This is a genomic window from Arcanobacterium bovis (genome assembly GCF_004331995.1).
Taxonomy (GTDB): Bacteria; Actinomycetota; Actinomycetes; order Actinomycetales; family Actinomycetaceae; genus Arcanobacterium_A; species Arcanobacterium_A bovis.
Window position 1 is genome coordinate 174,208 of sequence record NZ_SJDT01000003.1, and the last position, 22,214, is coordinate 196,421.

At 50.9% G+C, this 22,214-nt stretch carries 16 protein-coding genes and 1 other RNA gene; 5 read left to right on the top strand and 12 right to left on the bottom strand.

Translation table 11 applies throughout. The annotated features are described in order from the left end of the window. Positions 1-129 precede the first annotated feature (129 nt). Positions 130-822 (top strand): DedA family protein, encoded by a 693-nt coding sequence (locus EZJ44_RS04595; RefSeq protein WP_131280689.1) that lies wholly within the window; start codon positions 130-132, stop codon positions 820-822. A gap of 79 nt (positions 823-901) precedes the next feature. On the opposite strand, the gene EZJ44_RS04600 is transcribed toward EZJ44_RS04595, so the two are convergent. The 3 genes from EZJ44_RS04600 to coaE all read right to left on the bottom strand — a co-directional run bounded on the left by EZJ44_RS04600 (position 902) and on the right by coaE (position 5,448). Next, positions 902-1,798 carry a DUF7916 family protein gene (locus tag EZJ44_RS04600; protein ID WP_131280691.1) on the bottom strand — a complete coding sequence of 299 codons (897 nt, stop codon included), beginning with the start codon at positions 1,796-1,798 and terminating at the stop codon, positions 902-904. Positions 1,799-1,849: 51 nt separating this feature from the next. After that, positions 1,850-3,076 (bottom strand): amidohydrolase, encoded by a 1,227-nt coding sequence (locus tag EZJ44_RS04605; protein ID WP_131280693.1) that lies wholly within the window; start codon positions 3,074-3,076, stop codon positions 1,850-1,852. Between the two features lie 122 nt (positions 3,077-3,198). Beyond that, positions 3,199-5,448 (bottom strand): dephospho-CoA kinase, encoded by a 2,250-nt coding sequence (gene coaE, locus EZJ44_RS04610; RefSeq protein ID WP_241658595.1) that lies wholly within the window; start codon positions 5,446-5,448, stop codon positions 3,199-3,201. On the opposite strand from coaE, the gene EZJ44_RS08715 reads away from it, so the two are divergent. Then, the gene (locus EZJ44_RS08715) at positions 5,447-5,749 is read left to right on the top strand and encodes a hypothetical protein (RefSeq protein WP_165496103.1); all 303 of its coding nucleotides are present in this window, start codon (positions 5,447-5,449) and stop codon (positions 5,747-5,749) included. The two genes, coaE and EZJ44_RS08715, sit on opposite strands and share 2 nt — an antisense overlap. A gap of 80 nt (positions 5,750-5,829) precedes the next feature. Here EZJ44_RS08715 and EZJ44_RS04615 read toward each other — a convergent pair whose 3' ends face one another. After that, positions 5,830-7,026, bottom strand: coding sequence for a polysaccharide deacetylase family protein (locus tag EZJ44_RS04615; protein WP_131280695.1), 1,197 nt, complete (start codon positions 7,024-7,026; stop codon positions 5,830-5,832). Positions 7,027-7,344: 318 nt separating this feature from the next. On the opposite strand from EZJ44_RS04615, the gene EZJ44_RS04620 reads away from it, so the two are divergent. After that, positions 7,345-7,587, top strand: a complete 243-nt coding sequence (locus EZJ44_RS04620) for a hypothetical protein (RefSeq protein WP_165496111.1) — start codon at positions 7,345-7,347, stop codon at positions 7,585-7,587. A gap of 204 nt (positions 7,588-7,791) precedes the next feature. Here EZJ44_RS04620 and ssrA read toward each other — a convergent pair. The 6 genes from ssrA to prfB all read right to left on the bottom strand — a co-directional run bounded on the left by ssrA (position 7,792) and on the right by prfB (position 13,426). Continuing rightward, positions 7,792-8,163: a transfer-messenger RNA gene (gene ssrA, locus EZJ44_RS04625) on the bottom strand. Positions 8,164-8,361: 198 nt separating this feature from the next. Next, positions 8,362-8,895, bottom strand: a complete 534-nt coding sequence (gene smpB / locus EZJ44_RS04630) for an SsrA-binding protein SmpB (protein WP_131280699.1) — start codon at positions 8,893-8,895, stop codon at positions 8,362-8,364. A gap of 250 nt (positions 8,896-9,145) precedes the next feature. Beyond that, positions 9,146-10,477 carry a peptidoglycan DD-metalloendopeptidase family protein gene (locus EZJ44_RS04635; protein ID WP_131280701.1) on the bottom strand — a complete coding sequence of 444 codons (1,332 nt, stop codon included), beginning with the start codon at positions 10,475-10,477 and terminating at the stop codon, positions 9,146-9,148. Positions 10,478-10,524: 47 nt separating this feature from the next. Then, entirely contained in the window at positions 10,525-11,433 is a 909-nt protein-coding gene (gene ftsX, locus EZJ44_RS04640) for a permease-like cell division protein FtsX (RefSeq protein ID WP_131280703.1), read from the bottom strand. Then, entirely contained in the window at positions 11,433-12,122 is a 690-nt protein-coding gene (ftsE, locus tag EZJ44_RS04645; RefSeq protein WP_131280705.1) for a cell division ATP-binding protein FtsE, read from the bottom strand. The genes ftsX and ftsE overlap by 1 nt, the downstream gene beginning before the upstream one ends. Positions 12,123-12,295: 173 nt before the next feature. Beyond that, the gene (gene prfB, locus EZJ44_RS04650; RefSeq protein ID WP_131280707.1) at positions 12,296-13,426 is read right to left on the bottom strand and encodes a peptide chain release factor 2; all 1,131 of its coding nucleotides are present in this window, start codon (positions 13,424-13,426) and stop codon (positions 12,296-12,298) included. 368 nt (positions 13,427-13,794) lie between these two features. Between prfB and EZJ44_RS04655 the strand changes: the two genes are divergently transcribed. Beyond that, positions 13,795-14,814, top strand: a complete 1,020-nt coding sequence (locus tag EZJ44_RS04655; protein ID WP_241658596.1) for a phosphotransferase — start codon at positions 13,795-13,797, stop codon at positions 14,812-14,814. A 64-nt stretch (positions 14,815-14,878) separates the two neighbouring features. Here the strand turns inward: EZJ44_RS04655 and EZJ44_RS04660 are convergent, their stop codons facing one another. Together EZJ44_RS04660 and EZJ44_RS04665 are read right to left on the bottom strand one after the other, a co-directional pair. Further along, a complete protein-coding gene (locus EZJ44_RS04660; RefSeq protein ID WP_131280709.1) occupies positions 14,879-18,562 on the bottom strand; it encodes an ATP-dependent helicase in 3,684 nt (1,227 codons plus the stop codon). Then, a complete protein-coding gene (locus EZJ44_RS04665; protein WP_131280711.1) occupies positions 18,559-21,753 on the bottom strand; it encodes a UrvD/REP family ATP-dependent DNA helicase in 3,195 nt (1,064 codons plus the stop codon). Before EZJ44_RS04665 ends, EZJ44_RS04660 begins: the two co-directional genes overlap by 4 nt. Positions 21,754-21,960: 207 nt before the next feature. Here EZJ44_RS04665 and EZJ44_RS04670 point away from each other — a divergent pair, with 207 nt between their 5' ends. Continuing rightward, a complete protein-coding gene (locus tag EZJ44_RS04670; protein ID WP_131280713.1) occupies positions 21,961-22,185 on the top strand; it encodes a DUF3107 domain-containing protein in 225 nt (74 codons plus the stop codon). Positions 22,186-22,214 lie beyond the last annotated feature (29 nt).

Below are 22,214 nucleotides of genomic sequence, written 5' to 3' on the forward strand. Positions count from 1 at the left end.
ATCCAGCGAACCAAGAGCCATTCTGAATTAGAATGGCTCTTGGTTATAAATGCCTATTTAGTTTGCAAAGATCCATAACAGCCTAAAAGCCGTTGCGCTTTTGGGGCACATCAATAGCAAGAGGAACTCATGGGAATCATTGATTGGATACACCAACTTTCGGATCCAGCTGCCCTCATTGCGCATTTCGGTGCTTACGCGTTGCTCGGAATCGCCATCATTATATTTATTGAGTCGGGTGTTCTGTTTCCGTTCCTACCTGGCGATTCTCTCCTCATCACTATGGCCGTGCTCCACCATGCCCTCGGCTACCCCCTGTGGGTGATGGTATTGGTGGCTTGCCTTGCCGCTATTGCAGGAGATCAGGTTGGCTTTTGGCTCGGGCGTCGTTATGGTAGAAAACTCTTTTCGCCTGATGCCAAAATCCTGAAAACCGAACGGCTTGACCAGGCAGAGGAATTCTTTGCCAAATACGGACCACTAGCGTTAGTTCTTGGCCGTTACTTAGCATTCGTTCGCACCTATGTGCCGCTTGGAGCAGGGATTTCCTCCATGCGTTATCGCCATTTTGTGTTCTGGAATGTCATGGGCGCAATCACCTGGGTGTTCTCGATGGTGATTATTGGCGTGCTCATTGGGCAGATTCCAGGAGTCACTCAATCTATCGAACGCATCATGCTGGTGTTCGTAGTAGTAACAGGGATTCCAGTGATCGTTGGAATTCTTAAGGGTGGCAAGAAATCGAATTCGGCTGAGAAATTGGCAACACAACCTGTGGTAGCTCAATCGCCAAGTGTCAATGAATCACAACTCGTTCGCTAATCTTTAGTTGGTACATACTTAGATCGGCTCAATACGCGAAAACGTATTGAGCCGATCTTGTACGTGGCGTTGCTATAATTCAGCGATTAATTGAACGCGCCATTCGCGAAACCGTGTGTCGCTGCCCGCGAATCGCTTTGCTGAGCGCGAAGATATTTTCAACCGGAGCTAAGCCACCATAGCCGGAATCGCCAATATGCTGAATATCCACTCCGCACACCTTGTTTCGGATCGCAATATCAACGATTACTTCTGGCTGAGAACTTTCTTGACTCGTACCTATCGCTGACATCACCAGCGCCCCAGCGCGGTGAGCCGCCAGCACCGCATCACGCAGCTCGACATCAGTGAAGCCAGGTACTGTACCCACCGCAGGCACGAGAATCACGTCAGCTCCGACGTCCACCAACGCTTGTACTGTTTGCGCATTAACGACGGGCTCATCAACAGCGGCTCCGTGCATCTTTCCAGCAATAATGAGTCCACTAAAATGTTCTTTTGCTATCTTCGTAGCATCGATGATAGCGCTATTAGTTACACCCGTGCCCGGATTGCCCGTAAAACATACGAAATCTGCACCGAGCTCTTCCAAGCGCTGCAAGGTCTGCACATTTGCGGTGCGCCCCTGCGAAATATGTGTGCGTTCTTCGAGCATCGAGGCTTCGAAATCAACAGGCTCGAGATTCACTCCGATTGGACAGCCCACTAGTTTATGCAGCTCATCCACAAAGTTCATCTGATCCTTGATCCCGTGAATTTGTGGGGAAAACACGTCCACCAGATTGAGCAAAATCAGATCTGCGCCAAAAGCGTGCGCGATCTCAGCATTGGTCAAATCAGGCAGGCTCGGTTGATGCACCACAATATTTTCAGAAAGCACCACACGGCCTTCAGAAGCCTTAATGCTTTGCATAAGTTGAGCTGCATCCATCGCCAGTATTTCAGAAGAATTTGCGCTAATAAGCCGAGTTACCATGAGAAGAACCTTTCTCTTGCGGTGAGGAATCCACCGTGAACAGTTTATAGTTTACGGAACTAACCACGCCGATGCTGCAACCACCGCAGCTTCTAGCCCCCGATCCAAAGTCGGCTGAAGGTCGGGAGCAAATGCTGGGTTGTGATTACCCGGCGCTGAATCTGGATCAGCAAATCCTCCCAAGCCCCAGAAAGTGTAAGGAACTCCCAAGGCTGACGGAATAATGGAGAAATCTTCCGATGCCGGAACTTGATCCATATCGTGGGTTTCGCCCGGAAAATACTCGTCAAAAGCCGCGCGCACCCGATGAGTGACTTCGGCGTCATTGCTGGTCAAAGGATACTCATCGTAATACGTAAATCGAGCAGGTTCAGGGCAACGCGCAGCTTCGCATTCGGCATTCACAACCCGTTCAATTGCTTCTTTGAGATGATTGGCCACGTCTTGATTGAAAGCCCGCGTATTGATCAGCAACTCGGCAGTTTGCGGAATAATATTGGACTTCGCTCCGGCATGCACTGCCCCGACCGTGAGTACCGCGCTATTCGATGCCGCAATTTCGCGCGAAACAATCTGTTGTAGCCGCGTAATAATATTCGCAGCAAGTAGCACAGGATCCACGCTCAGCTCCGGCATTGAACCGTGAGAGCCACGCCCCGTTAGCTCTATTTTTAGCGAAAATGCAGCTGAAAGTACCGCACCAACTCGCGTCCCCACGTGTCCGCCAGGCAAATTCGCCAAAACGTGTTGTCCGAGGTAAACATCGGCACGCGGAAGCTCTTGTGCGACGCCGTTTTCGAGCATGTCTCGAGCACCAGCAGCTATCTCTTCTGCCGGTTGGAAAATACCGATAAACGTACCTTGCCAGTCATTTTTGTGGGAATTTAAAGCTTGTAGCGCACCAAGCAAGCTCATGATGTGGAAATCATGCCCGCAAGCATGGGAAGTGCTCACAAGTGCGCCAGTACTTTCATCTTCCTGCACCGCATGAGAGGCATAGTCCTTACCCGATGTCTCCTTGATAGGCAAACCATCGATGTCCGCACGAAAAGCGACCACTGCGCCGTCGCCATTATTGATAGTGGCAACGATACCTGTGCGACCAATCCTGCGGTACGGTATCTGATAAGATTCCAGCTCTTCCACGATTTTCTGGCTAGTGAGTGTCTCTTGCATAGAAAGCTCGGGGTGTTGATGGAAATACTTATACAGCTCTTCGCGCTGCGAACGAGTCGCATCGAGATCTGCCAAAATCCGACGAACGGCATCTATACCCATTTGTCACTCCCCTACTCACTACTCGCGTCTCTATCCGTATTCTCGCACAGCACCGTATCGATCCACATGGAATGGGCGAAACTAGCTATGCAACACCAGTTCCCGCAATTCCCTTCGGTCACCTAGACTTCGTTCAATGACGGCGCCACATGCTCATCCCAATACTCGCGTGTAGCAGCGCGCAAGGACTCGATATCGTCGTCATTATGCAATACATAGTCTGCTACCTCTTCGCGTTCCTCGTCAGTAATCCGAGTGTCAAGACGTGCCCAAGCATCTTCTCGGGAAAGACCTTTCTCCTCCATCAAGCGCTCCACGCGTCGTTCGACGGGTGCAGACACCGTAATCACTTGGTCAAAACGGCTCGCCAACCCCGATTCGACAAGGAGCGGCACGGTCACTACCGCAACGCTTTCTTCGCCGATTTCACGCGAAATGCGGTCAATCTCGTCGATGATTCGCGGATGCATGATTTCTTCAAGCCGCAATCGAGCCTCACGCGAAGCGAACACAAGCCGACCGAGCGCGCTACGATCCACTTCACCATCAGCTGAGACAATGTCCTCACCAAAGACTGCTCGGATTTCATCTTGCACTTGCTCGTCGTTCGTTAAGACATCTCGCGAGATTTCATCTGCGTCAATAACGACCGCACCGAGTTTCGCTAGCTCATCAGCAACCAAAGAAGCTCCGGCTGCCGCACCGCCAGTGACGGCGATTCGCAGTTTTGGCATTCCCGCTTGGGCTTCGAGCACTGCTGCCGTCGTCGGGGTATGAGTCTCAAATTCGGGTTCGGTGCCAGGCTCGAACTCTGGAGAGATAACGAAACCTTCCACATCTTCGTCGGGATCTTCCGCGCGTCGTTCATACTCTTCAGCAGGAAGAACACGCTTCCACTGGCGCGTACGAATCGGCTTCGCTGCACCTGCGTCCTCACGCAATGCTTGGATAACCATCAGCATCTGCACGAACGTCATAAGAACCACTGGGAAACCGACCACAATAATCACTTCTTGAAGTGCGGTTAGACCATTCTCTCCAGCGGTGAGCAGGATCGAGGCACATACGCCACCAATGGAAAGTCCCCAGAACACCCGCTGCTTCAGTGGCGACAAATCTTCATGACCATTCGCCATCGCGTCCATCACCAATGCGCCCGAATCAATCGAGGTGATAAAGAACAGAAGGACGACGACGAGCGCGAGCACCGCCGTCGCCTGATACCACGGGAAGCCGTGCAAAAACTGGAACAGCGCTGCTTGAACGTTTCCCTCGTCAACAATCGTCTTCGCGAGCGCGCCACCTGTGCCGGAAGTAGGAGCTGAAGCGCGATCCTGCACAACGGCGTTGTAGCCGTAGATTGCCATCCAGATCATCACGAAGATGCTTGGCACGCCCATCGTACCCAGCACAAACTCCCGAATTGTACGCCCTTTGGAAATCTTAGCCACGAACATTCCCACGAACGGCGCCCAAGTAACAGTCCAAGCCCAGTAGAACACAGTCCATTGGCCAGACCATTGACCATTACCACCTAAGTCGTTAAAGAATGACAGCGTGGGCAGGTGCGAAATATACCCACCGATGGATTCCACCATCGCTCGCATTGTGCCCATTGTGGAGCCAAAAAGGAGCACAAAGATCATCAAGATGGTGGCAAGTACGATATTGATGTACGACAGGCGTTTGACGCCTTTGTCCATACCCGCGATCACAGATCCAAGCGCTACACCAGTGATAATCGCCAAGATTAGAGCCTGTACCCAAGGAGCTACCGGGACTCCGAGCACATAATTTGCGCCCGAGTTGATCTGCAACGCGCCAAAACCTACCGACACCGACAAACCGAACACGGTTGCGACAATCGCTAGAATGTCGATTATTTTGCCTACAGGGCCATGGATTCCGTCGCCGAGTAGCGGCTGAAAGGCCGAAGAAACGCGCGGCGGAAGTTTGCGCTTGTATGTGAAGTATCCGAATGCCAAGCCAGGGACGACGAAAATTGCCCACATATGCAGGGTAAAGTGGAAATTGGCAATCGCCATAGCATCAGACAACGCGCGATCACTGAAGGCCGCGGTACCCTCGAGCGGAGGCTTCGCATAATGAGTCATTGGCTCGGCGATGCCCCAGAACATCAGCACAGCGCCAACTCCGGCGGCAAACAGCATGCCAAACCATGCCACGCCTGAATACTCAGGTTTGGAATCGTCGTCGCCAATCTTGATGCGGCCATAGCGGGAGGCGGCGAGCACAAGCGAAAAAATCACGAGAAGCGTGACCGACAGGGTGAAAAACCAGCCGAGGTCGTAGCGGATAAACGTGGCAAGATGCCCAAAGAATTTTTGCACCGGCCCTGGGAAAATCGCCATGAGCGCAGTAAACAGAATTACCACAAAGGCAGATCCAAAAAAGATCCCAGGTGAAGTTCGTAGTCCCAGCAGGTCGTGTAAGCGTTTCGCAGTTTCTTTCATCATTCTTTATCTGGTAGACGGAGGCTACGCCACTGGGATTTGTCCCGACGACGACGCCTTGGTGCACTTTGGGCACGTTGTGACCCTACCGGAAGAGTGCGTTGGCTTTCACGTTTTTAGTTTCGCACTCAGAAAACATACGGGCAGAGAACATACGGAACAATATGATCTGACGATGATCCAGAACGTAACCACCTAATTATCCACCGATTAACCGCTCATTTATCTAGCAATATCGTCTAGGTATGCTGAAAAAGATCCAGCGAGGCTCATACAATTCTAGTTTGTGAGCGGATGATGCATGCCAGGGCTGGTCGCATCAATGGGTAGGAACGTGTAACCGTTCGCCAAACCCCATTCGATTATCCGCGCCACGGCATCCACACTGTAGGATTTGGTGTCATGTTGAAGCACCATCGACACATCATGTCGTGCAATACCTTGCACCACATTGGTAAATACTTGGTCGGCTGTGTGTACGCTACCGGCGTCGCCACTTTCAACGTTCCAATCGAAATAGTAAAAACCACGCTTGGTCAATTCGTTGGTAATCGTCGTCATAATTCCCGGATTAAAGCGACTCACCGTGTTGGAGCTACCGCCCGGAAGGCGAACTAGATTCGACCGCTTGCCGGTTTGAGCTTCAATAATATTATTGATGGCATCCAAATCCGCCATATAGGCATCGAGACTACTGTAGACCTGCCGATAGTTATGCGTGAGGGTGTGAATCGCTACTGTGTGTCCCTCGTGAGCTTCGCGCGCCATGAGCGACAGATCACCGAAGCCGGTGACAAAGAACGTCGCTTTCACGTTATGCGCCTTCAACACGTCCAACAGACGCGCAGTTTGGTTACTTGGCCCGTCGTCAAAGGTCAGGTACACAACCTTATGCCTCACCTGAGTCACGCGTGGCGGTATCACCGTGACCTCGCGGCTTACACTCGCCGACTTCCCTGCTTTATTCGTCACTTCATACGTCACAACATATTTTCCAGGTGTATGCGAATCGACGGCGCCAGAAACCTTCACTTCCGACGTTAAATCGCCATCGACGTCGTCCTGCGCTGTTACGCCCGGATCAACGAAATCTGAGCCGGCCTCCAGCGTTGGTGCGGCTTCGCCGTTCAACTTCAACTCGGGCGGCGTGGTATCAACGACGTGTACAGTGCGAGTCGCTTCACCGTGCCACCAGCCCCAGCTCGCTGAATACGTGATGGTAGTGTCACCCACGCGATCGGTACGTACTTCCTCCGACGCCGACACTGGCAACTCAGCGATCGACTCCGGAAAATGTTTCGCCCCTATATGAGCGGAAGCGCCCGGATCAGTGAATTTCTGCCCCACACCAACGTTGATTTCGGCTTCGCCGCGCAGTTCTACGCGTACACGCAGCGGATTAACGACGGCGAGTAGCACCGCCACCAGCACTAAGATTGCGGCACCTACTAGGGCGATAACATATCGGCGTTTCATCACTGCTCACTATACGTAATATGGTTTGAGCCAAGATACCCAGACTCTCGTAACGTTACGATTTTGCAATATTTCTTACAAAGGAAAAGGGTTGCTTTTTCGAGTCAAGTCCTAAAATTTCGGCAGCGATAATCCTAAATTTGTGGCGATTATAATCCCCAATTTATAGAGATGGGGTCAGATGATGAGTGAAATTAGGACATTAAACACCCCGGCATATGAAGCCCGAATATCACTGTGCTAGGCTCTTCGTCAAAGAGCCTTTAGAGGCGAACAGTGCCATAACAACAGGGCCATAACGTCGTGAGGTGAATTATGATGAGTATAGAACCGAAACGAATGTATTGGACGGGGATGATCGTCGGCCTTTTGAGCATCCCTTTCTTCGCCCTTATCGTCCCGCAGATTGCTGCGCTTTATATCTGCCAAGATGAGCTGCGCAAAAACCCTGACGTCAAGTGGCCAAGCGTGCTCGGTATAGTTGCCGCATCGATAGCCTCCGTCATCGTCGCGCTCATCCTATTAAGAGTCCTTTCTACAATCGTCTGGCCAGTAGATTAGTAACTTCTGTGCTCGAGAACGCTCAGATTATTGCGTTCACAAGCCAAAATACGCTTCCCAAGACAGCAAAAAGGACGCCCACTTTATATCAAAATGAGCGCCCTTCAAGTGCCGGTAAGTATGCATAGCAAGCTTACCAGCACAACTTACTCAGCCTCACGAATGAGAAAGCCGAACGGCTTGTTCACCGTTCGGCTTTCGTTACTGTGGAGATGCAGGGAATTGAACCCTGGTCCGATAGCGCAAAACCCAAGTCTTCTCCGGGTGCAGTTTGCTAAACGTTGTTTTCGGCTCCAGCACTCACGCAAACAAGTCGCTGACGAACCTAGTTAGCTAAATATGTTTTGCCAACCACTAACGAGCGGGCAAAACAGCGGCTTTCAAAAACGACGCCACGAATCTAGCGCGAAAGCAACGCTAGTGTGACGGACTTAGGCGCTCGCTCAGGCGGCGAGGGCGAAGTCAGAATGCTGCTTGTTGGCAACTAATTTTTTGCAGAGAATCGTTAAAGAGATGACTCTACATCCTCTACCCGCTTCCCTTCGGCAGTCACTACCGTCGAAACCGATCATCCCCATATTTAGTTTTCAAACCGCATCACCCGAGGTCATGCGAAACTATGCACTTACACTACCGTGTTTGCAACAAAAAATCTAGTGTCGTCTGTTTTACGCCACAACTCACTCTTTGGGCACTAAGTTCCCTGCTAAGTACCCTGTTCAGTGACCTGCTACGCACCTTTTGCTCAGTACCCGCTAGCACCCTGCTACGTATTTAATACCGCTGATTCTTACGCGCCTCAGACATCGCCCGCTCCGCTTCACGATTGTCTTGACGACGTCGTAACGTCTCACGCTTGTCCCATTCGTGTTTTCCACGTGCCAGCGCAATCTCGACTTTCGCCCGTCCGCGAATAAAGTACAGCTCCAAAGGCACCACTGTTGTGCCCTTATCGCGCACTTTCAAGGCGAGCGAGCGAATCTCATCCCGATGCAACAAAAGCTTGCGCTTTTGAGTCGGCCGATGATTGGTCCACGAACCCATCGCGTAGATCGGAATATTGGCGCCGATGAGCCACGCTTCACCGTGACGGTCAAACTCGATCCATGCCTCGGTAAGCGAAGCTCTACCCATTCGCAAAGCCTTGACTTCCGTGCCCGAGAGCACCAGCCCCGCTTCATAAACCTTATCGATGTGATAATCGTGGCGCGCCTTCTTATTGCGCGCGATCACGTGTTTGGCATCGGCCTCCGCTTTAGCCTTCTGCGCAGGAGTAAGTTTCGGCGCAGATTGACTCTTCTTAGCCATGCGAATCTCCTCCTCAATGCATGTAAAGTCATCTTCATACAGCGTACGTGCTGCAATAAAATACTAGGCATTACTTTAACAACAGAAGCGCCCGCGCGTCGAACTGCGCACGCGCCACTTACGCACCTTCCATGTGTGCAACTACCACGCAACGCAATCACTCACCGCGCTAGACATTCGCTCCCGCACACAACCTAGCGCTCGCACAACCCAGTGCTCACGCAGCACGTCAGCAAAACCGCACCACGTGTCAGTAGTCGCGCTGCGTAAAGCCCGGAAGTGTCATCGGATCGATAGCGACGCCGTCTTTCCATACTTCGTAGTGAACGTGGCAACCTGTCACGCGACCCGTCTGACCAGTCGTACCGATCACCTGACCTTGGCTCACCTGCTGCCCTACCTGCACACCGATAGTCGTAAGGTGGAGGTGCACAGTAATCCATGACGACCCATTCACCACGCCGTGGTTGATCCACACTTGGTTTCCGCCGAAGCCACCTACCGATGCTGGCACTGTTTTCACGACGACGCCGCCCGCGCCTGCACGCTGAACCTCGCCACACGGCGAACGCAAGTCCACGCCCTCGTGATACGTCCATGAACCCGTCACCGGATGGTAACGCCTACCCATTGGGGACGTAACGTACATCGGAGCAGGAATCGGCGGGTGTAGCCAATAGGCACCACCGGAGGTATTTGCATCTCCGCCACCGTTTTGCCCGGCTGCCGCAGCCGCCGCAGCTGCTTCAGCAGCTTTTCGCCGGTTTTCTGCATCGATTTTCGCAATTTCAGAAGCAATTGCTTGCTGTTCTGCTTGAGTTTGCAGAATCGAAGCATTCGTTACAGTTTTCAGATTTTCAAGCGCCTGGTGCTGCTGGTCGATGTTCACCAATAGAGCGTCAAGTTCTTTGCGCTTCTGATCGGCAGTAGCTTTTCGCGCTTTATTCTCAGCTACCAATGCGTCAGCCTTGGCCTTGAGCTCCGCGATCGTACTTTCCACGGCGCTCTGGCGAGCTTGGCGGTTCTTGGCACTCGCCGTCGCCTGCTCGTGGGCAGTCAAAGCGGTGGTTTGGGTACGAGAGATGGCAGAATTTATGCGATAAGAATCGACGAAATCTTGCGCGGAACTCGAACCGAATACGAGGTCGACGGCGCTTGGGCCAGTCTCGCCCCGATAGGTTGCGCGAGCAAACTCCCCTAGTGAGAGGCGCGATTGTTCCGCGGCCTCTTTCGCTTTGTCGATATCGCGCGAAATATTTTTCAATTCCGTCTGGGCAGCGCTGAGCATTGCCGCATTAGTTTCTGCTTCACGTTGCGAGGCGGAAAGCTGATTCTGTGCGTCGAGAACTGCTTGTTCGGCAGCCGGAAGCTGCGAGCGAGTTTTTTCAAAATCAAGGTACGTTTTTTGGATATTAACGTCTACACCCTCGAGCTGAGACACCAAGGATTCGATACGTTTTTCTTTTTCGTTTTGCTGGTTGACGAGGTCGTCACGATCCGCAGCATTGGCCGGACCACTCACATAAAATCCGGACATCGCTACAGCAACCACCGCCACAGCTGCTGAAAATTTCTTCCTCATAACAATACGCACCTTTTACTAGTCGCTTTACTAGTTGCTCATAGCCGCTAGACTCGCGTGTACCTTCTGAGTGCAAAGAATGAGGCAAAGGAAGCAATCAAGATTGCCGCACAAAGCAAAAGCGGCGCCAGTATCAACACATCTTTGGTGCTAACGATTTGCACCCATGTTGAACCGAACCAATCCTTAATCAGGAATTCAACCACAACCCACAAACTCAAAATTGCCAACACCGCTCCGAACAGCGAAGCAATAATTCCCTCAAGAATGAACGGGAACTGAATCATCTTGTTTGAGGCACCCACATAGCGCAAAATTTCGGTTTCGTTTCGCCTGAACATTGCCGAGAGCCGAATAGTTGATGGAATCAGCAACACAGCGGTAAGTACCATCACCACAGCAAGACCACCAGAAACTAAGGTGAAATTGTTAAGCGTTCTGAATAAGGGCTCGAGCTGTTTTCGCTGATCGACGACGGATTCCACGCCGGCACGCCCTTCAAGTGCGTCTGCAACAACCTTGTATTCTTGTGGATTGACAAGTTTGACTCGATACGAAGGTTGCATCTGATCGGCAGTCATAGCATCGGCCCAGGCAGAGTCCGCCATTTGTTTTTTGAAAGCCTTGAGAGCATCTTCCTTCGACTCGAAGTAAACCTCATCAACGTAAGGCTTCATATCCTTCGATTTGAGGAATGCAGCGATATCGTCAATCTGCTGCTGCGATGCTTCACCAGCAGCGCATTGCGCGCGCTGGGAATTTTGCGGACACATAAACGCCGAGACTTCCACCTTGTCGTACCAGTCGTTTTTAAGGTTTCCGATCTGGATCTGTAACAACACGGCAGCGCCGATGAAAAGCAGCGACACGAAAGTCACGAGGGTTACGGAGAATGCCATTGCGAGATTGCCGCGTAGACCTTTGAAAGTCTGAGAAAGTATAAAACGTAACTTCATTACAGCGTTCCTCCGTATGCTCCACGCTCTTGATCTCGCACAATGCGACCATCCGATAATTCGACCACACGTTTACGTAGCTGATCCACGATGGCACGATCATGCGTTGCCATCACCACTGTGGTGCCCTGACGATTAATCCGATCCAAGAGGCGCATGATACCGAGCGCGGTTTCGTGATCGAGGTTTCCAGTCGGTTCGTCTGCCAGCAAAAGCTCCGGGCGATTGACCATCGCCCGCGCGATAGCCACGCGCTGTTTTTCACCGCCCGAAAGTTCATACATGCGGCGGTTCTCTTTGCCGTCCAGTCCGACCAATTCAAGCACCTTGGGCACTTCTTTGCGGATCGCGTGGCGTGGCTTTCCAAGCACTTGCATTGCTAATGCCACGTTATCGAAGACGTTCTTCTCCGAAAGCAGGCGGAAATCTTGGAAAACGTAACCGATTTGCCGGCGCAAAAACGGCACTCGACGTGCAGAAACACCAGCGAGATCTTTGCCAAGCACAAAAACTTTGCCCGAGGTCGGAGCCGTCTCTGCAGAAATCAACGACAGCATTGTTGATTTTCCCGATCCAGATGCTCCCACGAGGAACACAAAGTCTCCGCGTTCGATGGTGAGAGACACTTGATCGAGCGCAGGGGCAGCCCCCTTCGCATAAAGTTTTGTAACGTTTTCAAAATTGATCATCAGTTTTCACGCCCTAGCAATGGGTATTTGTCAATAGTTACCCTATTGTTATTTATTTTGGACGGAAAAAGGCGCGCCGATACGTATAGCAAAAAACGCATATACCGCATCACATCACAATTTTGACTTAGGCTTCTTCTGCGGATCCGACAACGCCAGCGCAGGCAGGAATATTATTGCTCTTGTGCGAGTTGCCCATGACGCCAACGGATGCCCGCGTCAATGAAACCGTCAAGATCGCCGTCGAACACAGAATCCGTGTTGCCCACTTCGTAGTTCGTACGCAGGTCTTTCACCATCTGATAAGGGTGCAAGACGTAGGAGCGCATCTGATCGCCCCACGAAGCCTTGACATCGCCAGCTAGTTCCTTCTTTTTTGCCTGCTCTTCTTCGTGGCGCAGTTGCAAAAGGCGAGACTGCAACACTCGCAAGGCAGACGCACGGTTTTGGATCTGCGATTTTTCATCCTGCATCGACACCACGATGCCGGTAGGGATATGGGTCATACGCACTGCGGAGTCCGTAGTATTCACCGACTGTCCGCCCGGTCCAGAGGAACGGAACACGTCGATTTTGAGTTCCGATTCCGGAATTTCAATGTGATCGGTCGTTTCGATCAGCGGAATAACTTCGACGGCGGCGAAGGACGTTTGGCGTCGTCCCTGGTTATCGAACGGCGAGATACGCACGAGACGATGCGTGCCCGCCTCAACGGAAAGCGTTCCGTAGGCATAAGGTGCCGAGACTTCAAACGTTGTGGATTTGATACCCGCTTCTTCAGCGTAGGAGGTGTCCATCACTTTGGTGGCGTAGCCATGACGCTCCGCCCAGCGCAAGTACATACGTTGCAACATTTGCGCCCAATCCGCCGCGTCCACGCCGCCAGCTCCCGAACGAATAGTGACGACGGCGTTTCGCTCGTCGTATTCTCCAGAAAGGAGCGTTTTCACTTCAAGGTCAGCTAGGGAAGCTGAAACTTTGGCGAGTTCTTCGTCCGCTTCGGCGAAAAGTTCTGCGCCGGCGTCGGCATCGGTGACCGATTCCTCTTGTGCCATTTCGACGAGAGTTTCGATGTCCTCAATGCGTGACTTCATCTGTTCAACTTTTTCCAGCACCGATTTCGCATGAGAGAGCTTGGAGGTTACGGCTTGAGCGGCTTCTGGATCATTCCAGAGCTCAGGGTTCGAGGATTCTTCAGTGAGTTTTTCAATGAGCTCGGTAAGTTTAGGTACGTCAGTTACCGCCTCGATCTGCGTATAGGTTCGGCGGAGCTTATCAATTTCAACGTTATAATCAGTGGCCACGATTCAATAGTCTACTTCATTGATTGCGATTGCTCTGCAAGGAAGGCCGTGAAAGCGCTTACGCCTTGGCTGGCACGTTTGCTGAGCGCCGAGCCTGTCAGAAATATTTGCGCCTGTCACGCTTTTTCTGAACATCTGCGATACCTGACCCAGATGCGAATGAACAGATACAGTACTAATCCATATGCGAGGAACAGGGGATTTTGCCGACCCCGACCAATTCGCCAGCGAACGTGGCGATTCTGCACGCGAGACCAGGGACCTTTTGAGCCCTGAAAGAATCACAAAGATAGGGTGTGATCCGAGCATTACAGGCCTGTGCGGAGTGTGAAATGTTATTTTTGTTCATTTCTCGATAACTTTGAGATGTGAAAGTTACGCCTCTTCATCTTGCAGCTCTTGCCGTCGTTGCTGTTGACGGTCTACGTCCCGTGGGAACGCGCGAACCTATTATGCGCACTTCTGACTTCTACTACACGGGTGTGCTTGATGAATCTGGTAAACGCTGGGTGGTGAAGTACCCTCTTCACGCGCATGCTGGAACGACTCTTGAAGCCGAGGCTGCGCTTGCGCATTCCTTATTGCAAGAGCTGCGATCAGGAAATCTCCCTTTTGATGTACTTCGACCAGCTGGCTTTGCTCCGATGACGCACGGTCGGGCACTAGTTTATCCCGCGCCCTTGGGCAAGATGCGTTCTTTCGATGAGATTTCTCCAGCCGCAGCACATGAGCTGGGCAGAACCTTGGCCTCGATCCACTCCCTCGACACTGTGGTGGTAGATCGAGCCGGACTTCCGCATTATGATCCGTACACTTGGCGTACCCGTTTGCTCACCGAGTTACGTGAAGCCGACAAAGTGGCGACGATCCCTGTTGTGCTGCGTAAGCGCTGGGAGCACGCTTTGGAAAACGAGCTACTGTGGGATTTCGTGCCTACAGTTATTCACGGTGACGTTGCTGAAGAAAACTTCTTATGGTCTGAGGGTGCAATTTCCTGCGTGCTCGGTTTTGGCGAATCGCAAGTTGGCGATCCTGCCTTGGACTTTGCTTCGCTTGTGTCGTCTCTTCCCGAAGACGAATTCGACGCAGTGTTTGAGTCATACCAGAACGCTTTGAATCATCGAGTTGATGAGAACTTCCTCAACCGTTCAATTCTCATGAGCGAATTGGCACTATTGCGTTGGTTGCTCTTTGGCATTCGTATGCAGGATCAATCCATTATCGATGATGCAACACAGATGCTCAATGATCTCGCTGCCGATATTGAAGCTGACCCAGAACTCTCCTTTGGCCCATCTTGGCAGGTAGATACATTGATGCCTGATGCTTCGGTAGATTCTGCTGAAGAAGCCTCATTCACTACTGAGACTCCTGCATCAGCCGAATGATCAAGCATTTGCACCGGCCGAGCAATCAAGCGTTAGTTTTCTTGAATATGGTGTTCTGCTTGCTTCAAATAAGCTGCTCTCCTTCCTTGATTTTCTGGGCTATTACTTCTTCAATCCTCTCGCGATCAAGGTTCTGCGCGTGCAGTTCGCGCAATTTCTGGTCGTCTTCTCCGAGGTAGTAAAAGCAGGCAGCAATCGAATCGAGTGGAACGTTATAAGCGTGCGACCACGCCAGACGGTACAGCTCAAGCTGGAACTGTCGTGAACTAATGTCTTTCGCACTTGGACGCCGCCCTGTCTTCCAATCGACGATAGTGATTGGTTTTTGCCCGTCAACCTGTGAAGTATCAAAGACTGCGTCAATAACACAGCGAATCGGTGTTGAAAGCAAGGAGATTTCCACTGCTTGTTCAATCGCTAATTGCGGTAACTGGGCAAAACGTGAGTTTTCAAAGCGTCCCAGTAGTTCTTTTATACGCGGCTCGTCGGCAAGAACGTCGTCATCAATTGGCATTTCTCCTGGATAAGCTACCGAATCGATATCTAAGGTACTCGGTGCACCAAAATATTGTGCAATTTTAGAATGCACGTCCGTTCCGATTCGCGCTGCACGAAGTGGCTTTCGGGGTATCGGGCGTATCTGATCCATGAGAAATTCTCGTGGATCATTCAACAGGGATACGATTCCCGAAGCAGTCAAATGTTCAGAGTCAAAACCTGCCGCAGAATTCTCTGCTTCTTTTTCTGCAATCAGAAGTTCAATAACTTTTTCTGTTTCGTCAAGGCTACGTGCGAGTGCAGTCATGTTGATATTGGCAGTTTGATCAATTGCCGGTTGAGAGTCAAGGCGGCGGTCCACATCGCGCGGCCACATGATTTCATCGTTGTTCTGGGAACTCATGCTTGATCCGTCATCAGCTGGAACAAGTGGCTGTGCCCAACTCAGGAATTCTTCAACGGTATCAAAGGACTGCTCATAGATGCCCGGATCTAGCTGAGCTTTCGGAGTAAAAATGATCTGCCCTGTTCTGGCTTGGGCACGATACATGTCGTCTAGATACACGCTTGGTGTAACAGATGTTTTCTCAAGAGACTGTTCTTCGGACGCACGCTCAATATTTGCATCGTAAGCTTGCTTGACTTTCTCCAGATCCTTGAAGTCGTAGCTACCAAGTATCAGATAGGATTTTGGCCGTGTGAATGCAACGTACGCCAGACGTCGAGTTTCATCTGACTCGTACTCAGGAAGCATCCGATTATAATAATCGTGGAATATGCAGGCAGTTATTCCCTTGCGAAAATATGCTGAATTGCCGCTCTCCTTGATCATCGCCTCGTACGGGCTGTCTTTTAACATATCCTGCGCGGAGAAAATCGGGAGATATTTCCGATCGATTCGCAAAGGATAAGGAAATAGTTTGGTCTGCGAATGCCATGATTTAGGCCTTTCCACAGTATTTGAGAACTCGCCAGAAACAAGTTCTGGCACGGCAACAATGTCCCACTCCAAGCCTTTTGCGGCGTGAACCGTCAAGATTTGCACCACATTGGCTTGAGGCACTACCTCCTTGTGCAGCTCAAAAACAGGTATGTCTTGATCGCTCTCTTCTGATCCACCACGCTCTTTGTTCTCAACAGCATCAATCCACCGGCAAAAATCGCCAATTCCCAATTGGGGATTGTTGTTGGCAAAATCGGAAGCTAGATCAACAAATTGTGTAAATGCAGATTTGAGCCGCTTAGCTCCCCTATATCGTGCTTCCACGAGAGTATAAAGGTTCAACGCATCAATAACTTTCAACACCAACTCGGGTAGGTGCAAGTTTATGTATGAGCGTATATCTTTAAGCGTTGCGGCAACTTCCATGATCCGTCTAGCTCCAGCTTGTGACATTCCGAACTCTGCAAGCTGATCAGCGGATTCGAGATAAGAAATCGCTTCGATAAGGTTGAGCTGTAACGCACGTGGGTACTGCCCGTGGCGGTCGTTCCCAAGAAGATTCATCTCCTGCTCTTTGCGTAATTTGTACGCAAAATCGGAGAGAATTCGCAGGTCGCGTGCTCCTATGGCGTAGTAATTCAAAACCACCATAAGGGCATCATTACGTGCCGGCGTTGAAATAAGCGTGAGTATTGCACGTAGCAATCGGATCTCCGGCAACGAAATAATTTGTTCGCCACCAATGACTTCATAATTGAGTCCGTGCTCTTCAAGCGCCGCAATAACATCCGGCACAAATTTATGTTTCCGTAGCAATATAGCTGCTGAAAGACCATTTGATTTTGCCCGCAACGATGATGTTTCGCCTTGTGCATTGCAGTTAAAAATTTCAGCAATCTGCTGTGCAATACTGCGGTAAGAATCTTCACGCAGGTGCCTATGCACATGGATCACGGACCCGTCTTTGGCAACAGGTGACGGTTGGAGTTGTTGGAGTTTTAGCGACGAAGATACCGGCGGAACCGCAGGAATTTTACGCCATGGCCGCTCAAACTCGGCATCGTCAAGATCATCAATCTGCTCCGACGAGTGCCGATCGTCAAAATCGCTCGTAATGACGTTAGCCGCATGAAGAATACTGCGTGAGTTACGAAATGCCACCGAAAGGCTCAGTGTATTCTCCCCGCTCACCGCAAATTTTTCTCTGAAATCAGCCAAAGCATTCGCACTCGCGCCACGCCATCCATAAATTGCTTGATTTGGATCGCCCACTGCACACACAGATTCGGCACCAAGGAATGCAGCAGCAATAAATTCAGCTTGATTGATTGAGGTATCTTGATATTCGTCTAGCAAAATCAGTCGGTATTTTGCGCGTAGCTCTTCTCCGATCTGTGGCACCTTTTTGAGAATACGCGTAGCCCACTCCACTTGATCGGCATATTCTATCAAGGAATTCGCCTTTTTATAATCAAAATATGCTTCAACAACATCAACAATCGCTGCACGTTGTTGTAAAGGTTTGATTGCCTTTTTTAACTGCGTAAACCCTTCCGTAGCCTCTGTACCTTTAAATGGCATTTTTACAAGACGCATCCCACCATCGATATCCTCAATTGCTTGAGATTCATTGAGGAAAAAACTACGTACTTCATCAAGGCTACATTTGTTGTCGATGATCGCGGCAGCCATAGACAGCGCCGTATCAACTATTGAGGATTCCGCCAAATCGAAATCTCCGAGATTGTTCTGATCGGCTCCCCAGTTCGCCACAATTGACTGCATAATCTGCCACCGCTCACCGTCAGTAATGAGACGTGCACGGGGATCTTCCCCGATAAGCATGGCATACGACATCGCAATCTCGGATGCAAAGGAGTTATATGTAGAAATCGTTGGTCGCTCAAACTCCTTGTGTGCAAAGCTAGCTTGTTCCAAGGAATATTCGAGATCGCTCACTGATTCGCCACCAACTGCGGCATCACTATAATCGCTGCTGGTTACCCGAAATCCCGCCTGCTGCTCAGGAAATTTACGTTGCACTTTGCGCACATATGAATCCACTCGTTCGCTTAGCTCACCAGCCGCTTTTTTGGTGAAGGTCAAGCCCAGAACTTCCTGTGGGGTGACATTCTTTGCCGCGATATGCCAAGCAATGCGCTGGCTCATTGTGGCAGTTTTTCCAGCGCCAGCGCCAGCGAGCACAAGAATCGTTGGGGCGGTAGAACGAATCACCTCTTCTTGTTCTTGCGTGGGCGGAAAATCGAAGATTTCAATAAAGTCTTCGTAGGCGATTTCAGAACTCATGAAAACACTCTCTTTCCCTCAAGTGCTGGGCAAATCCCTTGATAATCGCAGTTACCACAAAACTCTCCGAGACGAGCCGGAAAATCTGGACCGCGTTGGAGTCGCGCAACCGTTTCTACATTCTGTTCTGCGAGTTGAAGCATTTCTTCGTTCGCAGCTTCTTGGATAGGAAATGTCTTCCGAGCTGAGCCGAGGAAAATCAACTGAGCCTTGTCCACTTCGCTCGGTGGACGATCAGCATCTTGACCCGCAATCGCACCTTTGTTTACGAGCCATTGATAAGTGAGCAACTGTGGATGCACAGAAACTTCGGCTTTGGTGGGAACAGTTTTACCTGTCTTAAGATCAACAACACTAACTTTATGTGGAGAATCAGGGGAAAACTCGAGTCGGTCAATTCGCGCCCGCACCACAAAATCGTCCGCTTCGTAGAATGCCGGCACTTCCACCCGCACTTCGCTCGGCGCCTCAGATATGTGCTTTGCAAGATTACTGATCATCATCTCGGCACGGCTTCTCAAACGTTGGCTACTAAGCAATTCATCATCCAGATCCAAAATATGCCAGTTGTCATCCATAGCTTGGCGCAACTCTTCTTCTGAGCCGTTGGGATGTTCTTCAGCAATCTTATGAATCAAAGTTCCCAGATCAGCAGCCAGCATGTCTTCTGTCGACTGCGCCCCAATGCCACTGAGAAACTCGCGCATCGGACACCGAAGTACACCTTCTACTTTCGAAGGCGAAATAATAGATTTGCCGTCGATAACCTCGGCATCGGTGCTCAAAGCCATCAGATCAACCCACGTATCAGAATCCGCTTCACGGAAACCCGAATCTTTCAAACGATCAAGGAGTACCTGGGCTCGTCCTGCCGTTTCTGAGTCGTTAAGCTGCGAAATCTGTCGCAACCTACCCACCACAGCATCAACATGCGAGATTACTTCTTTGTCTCGCGTAACCGACGTAACCTCTAAATTCTCACTCCTGCACAGCCATTCAACGAAGCTAGAAGGCATAGAATCTGAGTTGCTTTCAAAAGCGATCGTCACAGTTTTCTTAGCACGCGACACTGCCTGTAGCAGCATACGAAGCTCGTCGTCTAAGACTTCGCTTTGCGATTGTTCCGCCACAACAGTGCCACCCGATAGCACGGCCCCAACCACTACTGACACCAATTCAGGAACTCGGCTGATCGGATTTCGCAGCCGAGTGTTGGGCCATACACCTTGATTGACTTCGGCAATCACCACATGATCCCACGATCTTCCAATCACGGACGACGGCGTTCCAAGCGACACCTCGTCGCCGCCCACACCAGTGCGCGCGATTGAGTCCTCCGGCAAATCTTGTAGCTCAATATCTTCAAGAAAACGGTCAATTCCTGCAAACTGTATTTTTCGGTCGTTCAAGCGCTGGGCTACTCGGAAGAGTTGAATCACCGCATCAAGATCTGCGTTGGCAACATCAGCCAGCACTCCTTGGCCCAAAGCATCAGCACGCCATTTCTCAGCAATACCAAGCGAGTTCCAAGCTTCCCACAGAACTTCATCGGCACTTCTTTCTGCGACTTTCGCCTTGCGGATACGCACAATCACATTGGCAATGTTTCCGATGCTCGAAATATTGCGCAATACCTGATCGTTCGGGTTGCGCACGAGTTGCATCAGAACCTCTTGTTCAGTGCGAACACCGCCAGAATAGAGTTCCCACCCATGCAGTTCTCTGCGTATCTTGCGCAACTGAACCGAATCAATATCGGTGAGCCGTCCAGCTAATACCCGTTCAATGTCCGCAACCAAAATTTCGGCTGGATCGTCGAGAGCAAGGTGTAATAAATCCAATAATGCACGCACTGCTGGCTGCTCCCGCAACGGAATTGCCGAGCTAATAGCCTCAACGGGAACACCCATTCGCACCAAAGCACGCCTGATCGCACTATGAACACTGTGGGAACGGGTAATTATCGCCATCTCGCCATAGGGAACACCCTCATGGAGATGCAGACGCCGAAATTCGGCGCCGATTTCCTCCATCTGCGCGGTAAAAGTCGCAGCAGCCAATAATGTGATAGGAGCTGCTGAATCACCGGCACATTCACCTTTCGCCTGCATATCCGTGCCAAGTTCACCACAGATCTCCGCATGATGTTCAGCATTCATCTCAGCGCGTCGATGCTTCGCCACCCCCGCCACATGGATACCAGATTCGATTCGCCGCGCGAGTCTTCGCAACTCCGAGTTACCTCGATAAACGCTGCTTAGAATCAGCTGCTGCGCGCCAATTCCCATATCGCGTTGAGCCCGCGAAAGCATGGTGGGTAATTGCGCTATTCCTCCTCGAAATCCTTGCACAGCCAAATCTGGATTGCCGAACACAACAACCGAAGCGCCGTCGTCTTGCAATTGATTCAATAGCTTGAGCACGCTCAACGTGGCGTTTTGAACGTCGTCAACAAACACCCAATCCCACCGCGGTTTTTCCACGGCTTTTCCCACTGTTTCGAGATGGACATCGTCCCAGGCGTGGAGCACACCTGCAGCATTACTCATGAGTCGAGCGTGATCGATACGATCTGGATTAGTAGAATGTGCGCTTGCCTGCGCGGCAAGAGCCCCTTCATAAGCAGCCATAATTTGCGCGCCGCGAATCCATGCTGGTCGATTGTGCTTTTCGCCTAAATCACGCAGCTCATCTACCCCAAGACCGAGCTCCGCCGCACGAGTGATCAAATCACGAAATTCGGCACGATAAGCTGGCAATTGCGCTGCGTCGTCGTCAACAAAGTCTAAATCCGCAACACTGAGCATGCCCTCATCAACAAGATCAAAGATTTCTTTCAAAATCACATCTTGATCAGGACCCGAAATCAGCTGCGGCTCTAACCTTCCATGTAACTGCGCATATTCAGAAATAATTTTGAAGGCAAAAGCATTAATAGATTGAACAGCGATAGCATCAGTAAGACCCCCAAGTGCAATCGACAAATCATTTCGCAACTGTGTTGCAGCGCGTCGATCCGGACTCAACACTGCAATCCGGGCGCGCGGATTTTCAGCAGCAACGTGCAACACTGCTCGCTTAAGAAGCTCCGTTTTGCCCGAACCTGGCGCACCGATAACCGAAAGCGCGCACGGAGCTACGCAATTATCGAGCACCGCTTGCTGCGACTGATCGAATATGTGAGTCGTCATTGCCAACCTCCAGATTTCTTACTGTTAATAGAGTATCGGAAGCCTCCCGCCAATTTCCGTTGCCGCGCACTCCGTCCAGTTCCTCCAGCAACGAAATCACCGCCAACGCGTTATCGAACATGCACCTAAACAGGTTAAAATAGGGTCAGAATTAATACGTACTAGGATTTCGCCGCGACGCGATCATCCAAAACCAAAGGAACAACTATGGAAATCACCATTGGCATTCGAGATGCAGTTTCCCCAGTAAACCTCGACGTTGATATGTCCGCCGACGAGCTCATGAACCTGATCACGTCCTCCCTTGAATCCAACTCGCCAGTTAAACTCGACGGTAGCGATGGCACGATTCTTTTCGTACCTGCAGCGTCGTTCGGATACGTCCGCATCGCTAAAGAAGAACAGCGTCGCGTCGGATTCGGTTTCGTCTAAAGACTCCAGATCTGCCCTATACAGGCGAA

Excerpts from the sequence above, each read along its gene's own strand:
- EZJ44_RS04595 (WP_131280689.1), top strand. The coding sequence starts at position 130 with ATGGGAATCATTGATTGGATACACCAACTTTCGGATCCAGCTGCCCTC.
- EZJ44_RS04600 (WP_131280691.1), bottom strand. The coding sequence starts at position 1,798 with ATGGTAACTCGGCTTATTAGCGCAAATTCTTCTGAAATACTGGCGATG.
- EZJ44_RS04605 (WP_131280693.1), bottom strand. The coding sequence starts at position 3,076 with ATGGGTATAGATGCCGTTCGTCGGATTTTGGCAGATCTCGATGCGACT.
- EZJ44_RS08715 (WP_165496103.1), top strand. The coding sequence starts at position 5,447 with ATGAGCGCAGTAAACAGAATTACCACAAAGGCAGATCCAAAAAAGATC.
- coaE (WP_241658595.1), bottom strand. The coding sequence starts at position 5,448 with ATGGCGATTTTCCCAGGGCCGGTGCAAAAATTCTTTGGGCATCTTGCC.
- EZJ44_RS04615 (WP_131280695.1), bottom strand. The coding sequence starts at position 7,026 with ATGAAACGCCGATATGTTATCGCCCTAGTAGGTGCCGCAATCTTAGTG.
- EZJ44_RS04620 (WP_165496111.1), top strand. The coding sequence starts at position 7,345 with ATGAGTATAGAACCGAAACGAATGTATTGGACGGGGATGATCGTCGGC.
- smpB (WP_131280699.1), bottom strand. The coding sequence starts at position 8,895 with ATGGCTAAGAAGAGTCAATCTGCGCCGAAACTTACTCCTGCGCAGAAG.
- EZJ44_RS04635 (WP_131280701.1), bottom strand. The coding sequence starts at position 10,477 with ATGAGGAAGAAATTTTCAGCAGCTGTGGCGGTGGTTGCTGTAGCGATG.
- ftsX (WP_131280703.1), bottom strand. The coding sequence starts at position 11,433 with ATGAAGTTACGTTTTATACTTTCTCAGACTTTCAAAGGTCTACGCGGC.
- ftsE (WP_131280705.1), bottom strand. The coding sequence starts at position 12,122 with ATGATCAATTTTGAAAACGTTACAAAACTTTATGCGAAGGGGGCTGCC.
- EZJ44_RS04660 (WP_131280709.1), bottom strand. The coding sequence starts at position 18,562 with ATGAGTTCTGAAATCGCCTACGAAGACTTTATTGAAATCTTCGATTTT.
- EZJ44_RS04665 (WP_131280711.1), bottom strand. The coding sequence starts at position 21,753 with ATGACGACTCACATATTCGATCAGTCGCAGCAAGCGGTGCTCGATAAT.
- EZJ44_RS04670 (WP_131280713.1), top strand. The coding sequence starts at position 21,961 with ATGGAAATCACCATTGGCATTCGAGATGCAGTTTCCCCAGTAAACCTC.